General features: G+C 41.3%; 5 protein-coding genes. 1 reads left to right on the top strand and 4 read right to left on the bottom strand.

Annotated elements, in window-relative coordinates; genetic code table 11:
• The 4 genes from HMPREF3182_RS02525 to ppsA form a co-directional block, all read right to left on the bottom strand.
• A partial coding sequence (locus HMPREF3182_RS02525) for a Crp/Fnr family transcriptional regulator (protein WP_062485325.1) occupies nt 1-511 on the bottom strand: 511 nt, incomplete at its 3' end.
• A 19-nt stretch (nt 512-530) separates the two neighbouring features.
• Nucleotides 531-1,352: a pyruvate, water dikinase regulatory protein gene (locus tag HMPREF3182_RS02520; RefSeq protein ID WP_062485323.1), complete on the bottom strand. Its 822-nt coding sequence runs from the start codon at nt 1,350-1,352 to the stop codon at nt 531-533.
• A gap of 1 nt (nt 1,353) precedes the next feature.
• Nucleotides 1,354-1,998 carry a helix-turn-helix transcriptional regulator gene (locus HMPREF3182_RS02515; RefSeq protein WP_036257751.1) on the bottom strand — a complete coding sequence of 215 codons (645 nt, stop codon included), beginning with the start codon at nt 1,996-1,998 and terminating at the stop codon, nt 1,354-1,356.
• 70 nt (nt 1,999-2,068) lie between these two features.
• Nucleotides 2,069-4,432, bottom strand: coding sequence for a phosphoenolpyruvate synthase (gene ppsA, locus HMPREF3182_RS02510; RefSeq protein WP_062485321.1), 2,364 nt, complete (start codon nt 4,430-4,432; stop codon nt 2,069-2,071).
• 280 nt (nt 4,433-4,712) lie between these two features.
• Here ppsA and HMPREF3182_RS02505 point away from each other — a divergent pair, with 280 nt between their 5' ends.
• Complete coding sequence (locus HMPREF3182_RS02505) at nt 4,713-6,749, top strand: transglycosylase domain-containing protein (RefSeq protein ID WP_062485319.1); 2,037 nt, start codon at nt 4,713-4,715, stop codon at nt 6,747-6,749.
• Nucleotides 6,750-6,761 lie beyond the last annotated feature (12 nt).

The raw sequence follows: 6,761 nt of genomic DNA, 5'->3' as shown, positions 1-6,761 counted from the left end.
GTCGCATCGCTTCATCCGATAAATAAAACATTAATTTTTTACGTAACGATCGCTGTGATAAGTAGCGAATTTTTTTCGTCAATATTTCATTCTTTTGTGCTAATAGAGTGACTAAATTTTTCCATACTCGCATTTGAAGCGGACCCATTGACGAATCAACAGAAGATAGTGACAAAATACAGAAAAATAATATTTTAGTTGGTTCTATCGCAATAACCGACACCGTTGCTTCGCGATCTGGTTGACAGGCAAAGGCTTCACCAAACATCTGCGTTGGTGCAAGATGAGCTAAAATATTCCGATTTCCCCAATAATCTTCTTGAATAATATGTGCCGCCCCCGAAAGAACGATGCCAATCGACTCCATATGATCACCTGCAAAAAAGACAAACTCCCCTTTTTGATATGACTGCATCCTAACTCCCATCAACTGTTGTAAGGTGTGTATTTCCTCATCCTTCATCCCTACAAACAAGGGGGTTTGTTTTAATACGCCTAGCCATGTATTCATATCTATCTCCCTCGACTACTCATTCTTCATATAATTCTTTATTACGCTTTACAATATCCATCACTAAATTAGCCGTTTCTTCAATAGCCTTCGTTGATACATCAATAACCGGACAATGTAACCGCCGCATCACACTCCGTGCATACGTGAGTTCTTCGTTAATACGTTCCATATTGGCATAACTAGCATCAGCATTCAACCCCATACTACGTAACCGTTCAGAACGAATAAAATTCAACTTAAACGGATCTATCACCAACCCGACTATTTTACGTGACGGAATGTTAAATAACTCCGGTGGCAGTGAAACTTCCGGTACAAGTGGCAAATTAGCCGCTTTAATCCGCTTATGAGCCAAATACATGGAAAGCGGTGTCTTAGAAGTCCTCGATACACCTACAATGACAATATCCGCTTTAAAAAAGCCATTCGGATTTTTCCCATCATCATACTTCACGGCAAATTCAATAGCTTCTACCCGTTTAAAATACTCTTCATCCAACTGATGTATCATTCCCGGTTTTACGGTTGGTTCCGTTTCAGTCAATGTGCCTATGCCAGAAAGCATAGGACCAATAATATCAACGGCTGTCACACAATATAGCGTCGTTAATTCACGTAACTTCCTCCGTAAGGTAGGCGAAATAATGGTATAACAAATCATAGCATTGCTATGACGTGCTTTATCAACTAAATCTTGAATTTGCTGTTCCGAACGAATATACGGCATACGAACAATATCAAATACTTCTTTATCATATTGACTAGCAGCGGCACGTGCTACCCGTTCAGCCGTATCCCCCAGCGAATCAGAACATGCATAAATAACTGGTTTTGTCATATCACGTTCTCCTTCCCATTCCACATTCAACAAATACGCGGGCAATATTTGTCTTTGAAATTCTACCTACTATTTGCAATTCTTTTTTTTGCGTATCATCCTCAGCCGTATGAATATGAACGACGGGCAAACAATCAATTTCATATTCTAACAACCGTTGTGCAGCCACTACCGCTTTTTCCTCGGGTGTACTATATAACATCTTACTTACAGGCGTCATCACAAGGCGTACGGGAATCGCATGTAAGTCATTGCCGCCCATGGCGGTTTTTAATAAATCTTTACGTGAAACAACCCCGCACAATACGTTATTATCACCAACAAAAATGGTTCCTACATCTTCCGTAAATAAGGTAATAATCGCATCATATATACTCATATCTGCACCTACCACAACGGACTGGGATAAACAAGAGGAAACGGTAATTTCTGAAAGAGCTTTCACCACAGGATCTTGTGCTTGATTACCTGTAAAAAAATACCCTAATTTAGGCCGTGCATCTACTAAACCTAACATCGTTAAAATAGCTAAATCGGATCGCAGAGCAGCTCGTGTCACATGCAATCGGCCAGCAATACAATGCCCCGTAATCGGACTATGATGTTGTATAATCTCCAGTATTTTTTCTTGTCGTTCCGACAACAACACTTTCCCCTCCTATCACACCAAAACGAAAAGGCAGTCCGTCATTCCTGACGTGCCGCCTTTTTCGCTATTACCATGTATAATCTTCTGTGTCCGACCGTCCACGTTTAGTCAACGAATCAAGCAGCAACCGTTGTTCAATTTGGGCAATACGTTTTTTCGTTTCTACTACTGTATCGGGGTTTACCGATACAGAATCAATCCCACTTTTCACTAAAAATTCTGTAAAATCAGGATATACACTCGGTGCTTGACCACAAATTGAAACAGTCTTACCATCTCTATGGGCCACCTCAATTAGATGACGAATAGCACGTTTTACCGCTAAATTACGTTCATCAAATAAAGATGCTACCGTTTCATTATCTCGATCGCAACCTAAAACAAGCATCGTCAAATCGTTAGAGCCAATCGAATAACCGTCAACATATTTATTAAATTGATCCGCTAAAATAATATTAGCGGGAATTTCTGCCATGAGCCATATTTTAAAATCAGGACTGCGATATAAGCCTTCGCTTTCCATCAAGCGAACAATTTTTTCCATTTCATCGACACAACGACAAAATGGAATCATGACATGTAAATTGGTAAAGCCAAAATCTTCACGCACTTTTCGTACGGCTTGTACTTCTAATTTAAATGCTTCTCTATATTTGGGATTATAATACCGGGATGCCCCACGCCAACCCAAAAGGGCACTATTTTCTTGTGGTTCATACTTATCTCCCCCCGTAAGATTGCGATATTCTGACGATTTAAAATCACTAAACCGCAACGTAACAGGACGTGGTGCCATCGCTTGGCAAACCTTACGGATACCTTCAGCTAACTGATTGACCACACGTTCCGGCTGTCCTTGTTCAATTAAGTACAACGGATGTTCATGAATAAACGTAGTCCAAATAAATTCTTCTCGCATCAAACCGATACCATCGCAAGGCAAAGCCCCATGTTTAGCTGCTAAGTCAGGGTTACCTAAATTCATATATACTTTCGTCCCCGTAATCGGTACCTGTTCTGCCACCGCTAACGCGGTGTGTTGTTCCTTTTTTTCCTCTTCAACAAGGTCTTTCAATATGCCGTCATAGACAATACCGTTCGTTGCATCAACAGTAATTTGCTGTCCATTTGCAATAGACGTAGTCGCTTCATTACTTCGACTTTTCGTACCAACAATACAAGGAATACCTAATTCACGACTGACAATCGAAGCATGACACGTCATACCACCTGCATCGGTAACAATAGCCTTTGCCTTTTTCATTGCGGGAACCCAGTCTGGGGCTGTCATGGTCGTAACTAAAATTTCGCCTTCTTTAAATTCCGCAATTTGTGCAGGATCTAAAATAACATGTGCCTTACCCGTTGCCTGTCCAGGACTAGCGGGCAACCCTTTAACAACAACAACTCGTTCAGCAGGCGTTTCTTTGGCTTGATTTTTTTTCGACCATACTGTTTCAGGACGAGCTTGTAAAATCCAAATTTTATTCGTCCGTTCATCAATACCCCATTCCATATCCATATAACAACCATAATGTGCTTCTATATCTTTTGCATATTGTGCTAATTCTTGTACCTGTTCATCCGTCAACACTAATTGTTGTTGTTCTGCTTCCGGCACCACTTGCTCTTCGCAATCTCCTCCAGGTAAGCGCACTAATTTAATGGGTTTTGTATTTGCCATTTTAGAAATAATACGTAAGTCTTCTTTATTAACACGGAAATTATCGGGTGTTACCGTTCCCTGCACAACATACTCACCCAATCCCCAAGCACCTTCAATCGTAATCGTCGAATCGTCACCCGTAACTAAATCTACCGTAAACATAACCCCGGCAGCCTTAGAAAAGACCATCATCTGAATTGCTGCACTTAAGGCAACATCCATATGATCAAACCCTTTTTTCTCCCGATAATACGTAGCTCTATCGGTAAAAGTAGAGGCATAGCATTCCTTTACTTTTTGAATGACCATATCTGCCCCTTGTACATTAAGATAGGTATCTTGTTGGCCGGCAAAACTTGCATCAGGCAAATCTTCTGCGGTTGCACTCGAACGAACAGCTACAAAAGGATTTTCAACTCCCATCTTTTCGCCCAATACTTCATAGCCTGTACGAATAGCCTGGGCCAACGCATCCGGCATAGTTGCTTGACATACAGCTTGACGAATCATCGAGGTAACATCCCGCAATTGAACGGGATCTTCTACATCAGTCAACTGCTTCAACAATGCTTTAATTTTTTCATCCAATCCCGTTTCTTTCATAAAATAGCGATAGCCCCATGCCGTCGTGGCAAAGCCATACGGAACGGGTACATTTGTCGAAGACGTCAATTCACCTAAAGAAGATGATTTTCCACCTACCAATGCCACATCACTCCGATGTACTTCATCAAACCATAAAACAAAAGCCTGTTCTCTATCCATATGTACGCCCTCCATCTTATATAGTATACATCATTTATCGGTTTTTCCTTTATTATAGTACTCTATTTGTTATTCTCCGTCAAGTTTTCTTCTTCATACATTTCTTATTTTAGTAAATCGGCACTCATGCTATGCTTTATCGTTGCAATAGTATATACTTTATATATGTGTATAAAGACACTGCTTCTATTTTCTAAATTATGGTATAATAAGAAGTCAGTACCTTAGTTATTATTAGTGTTTTTATTTTAATATCTATCACAGCATGCGAGGAGGATTTATGTATACACCCAGACATAAAGCGAAACGTGTACAAAAAAAAGGCTTTTTTCGACGCCTTCGTTTCCTCATATTATTTTGTATAGTCGTTGTTGCAGGCTTAGGATTCGGCTATATTTTTGCAGCCTATCAAACCTTACCCCCAGTCAATCATAATATGCGCCCCATTGCTTCATCGCAATTATTTGATATTAAGGGACGACTCATTACTACGCTGTATTCAGAAGAAAATCGACTGCCCATTGATATTAATCAAGTGCCGCCGACATTACAGAATGCCTTTATTTCGGCCGAAGATAATCGTTTTTATCAACATATGGGAATCGATCCCATCGGTATCGGGAGGGCATTTGTTGCCAATATATTACATCGTGGTATCTCTCAAGGGGGTAGTACCATTACCCAACAATTGGCTAAAAATGCCTTTTTATCACAAAAACAAACCTTACGGCGTAAAGTGCAAGAAGCCATGCTCGCCATAGAATTAGAACGCAAGTACAGTAAAAAAGAAATTTTAGAAATGTACATGAATGAAATTTACTTCGGACAAGGTTCCTATGGTATCCAAACTGCTGCCAAAACATATTTCAACAAAAACGTCAACGAGTTATCATTAAAAGAATGTGCCGTCTTAGCTGGATTACCAAAGAGCCCAAATTATTATTCTCCTTTTAATAATCCGCAGGTAGCAAATGAACGAGCTAATGTCATTCTTGATCAAATGCAGCGATATGGTTATATTTCTGCCCAAGAATGCCACCAGGCACAGCAAGAACCACTAAAACTTGCCCCGAAAAAACGCAATGCTAAAGAAAATGATCCTATCGACTTTATCGATTATGTCACACGCCAAGTATCTGAAAAATACGGCGATGACATATTATATAAACAAGGTTTAAAAATTTACACTACGTTAGATTTAGATAAGCAAAAAGCGGCTATGCAAGCTTTCGCTAATCTTCCTACCAATTACACCGACAAAAATGGCTTGTCTCAACCTCAAGCCGCTCTCGTTTCCATCGATCCTAAAACGGGCTATATTGTGGCTATGATTGGCGGTCGGAATCACGATAGCTTTAACCGTGCAACCATGGCCAGACGTCAACCAGGTTCCGCCTTTAAGCCCTTCGTCTATGCGGCGGCTCTCCAAAAAGGCATGACTCCTGACACAACCTTTGTTGATAAGCCGATCTCCTTCGGTTCTTGGTCCCCTCGTAATGCCGATGGCTCTTACCGTGGCACACTAACCATTCGCGATGCCTTAATATTCTCGGTTAATACGGTTGCCGTACAAACGGCCAATGCGGTCGGTCCCAATCGTATACTCAGTTTGGCTGAAAAAATGGGCATTACGACATTACAAAAAAATGACAACAATTTAGCCATGGCTTTAGGCGGGCTAACACGTGGTGTAAGTCCTCTTGAATTAGCTAGTGCCTATGGTACCTTTGCTAACGAAGGGATTCACGTCAAACCAATGGCAATTATAAAAATCCTTGATCAAAATAACCATGTTCTCGAAGATCACTCATCGGAAGAACCAGAACAAACACAAGTGCTTTCAGCGAAAGAAGCCTACGAAATGACGAATATGCTCGAAGGCGTTATTCAAAGCGGTACCGGTCGTGCCGCCGCCATTGGCATTCCTGCCGCCGGAAAAACAGGTACTACCGACAACAATGTCGATGCGTGGTTTGTCGGCTATACGACTGATCTTGTAACGGCCGTATGGATGGGTGATGATACGGGTTCACGAAGTCTAGGTGCCGTATATGGTGGTACTATACCGGCCCGTATTTGGCGTGATTATATGCGCATTGCCGCTAGTCGCGGGGGGCATTTTGCCGTTCCACCGGGAGTGGTTGTGCCTAAGAAGGCAACTGAAGAGAACGATGCTGCCAACGATGCAGAAACGGATGATGACGAAACCGAAACGGATACAACCGCCTACACCGATAGCAAAGAGCACAAATCGCCCGTATCTAAAAATCAACAACATACAGAAACAGCCATTGAACCTTATAGTAAAGCTCATTAAACATGAAGCACC

This window comes from Megasphaera hutchinsoni (assembly GCF_001553405.1).
GTDB classification, from domain to species: domain Bacteria; phylum Bacillota; class Negativicutes; order Veillonellales; family Megasphaeraceae; genus Megasphaera; species Megasphaera hutchinsoni.
Note: the sequence above shows the minus strand (reverse complement) of the source record. Positions and strands in the feature narration are given on the sequence as shown.

What these genes read in the sequence shown, in the direction of transcription:
- HMPREF3182_RS02520 (WP_062485323.1), bottom strand. Translation starts at nt 1,352, where the DNA reads ATGACAAAACCAGTTATTTATGCATGTTCTGATTCGCTGGGGGATACG.
- ppsA (WP_062485321.1), bottom strand. Translation starts at nt 4,432, where the DNA reads ATGGATAGAGAACAGGCTTTTGTTTTATGGTTTGATGAAGTACATCGG.
- HMPREF3182_RS02505 (WP_062485319.1), top strand. Translation starts at nt 4,713, where the DNA reads ATGTATACACCCAGACATAAAGCGAAACGTGTACAAAAAAAAGGCTTT.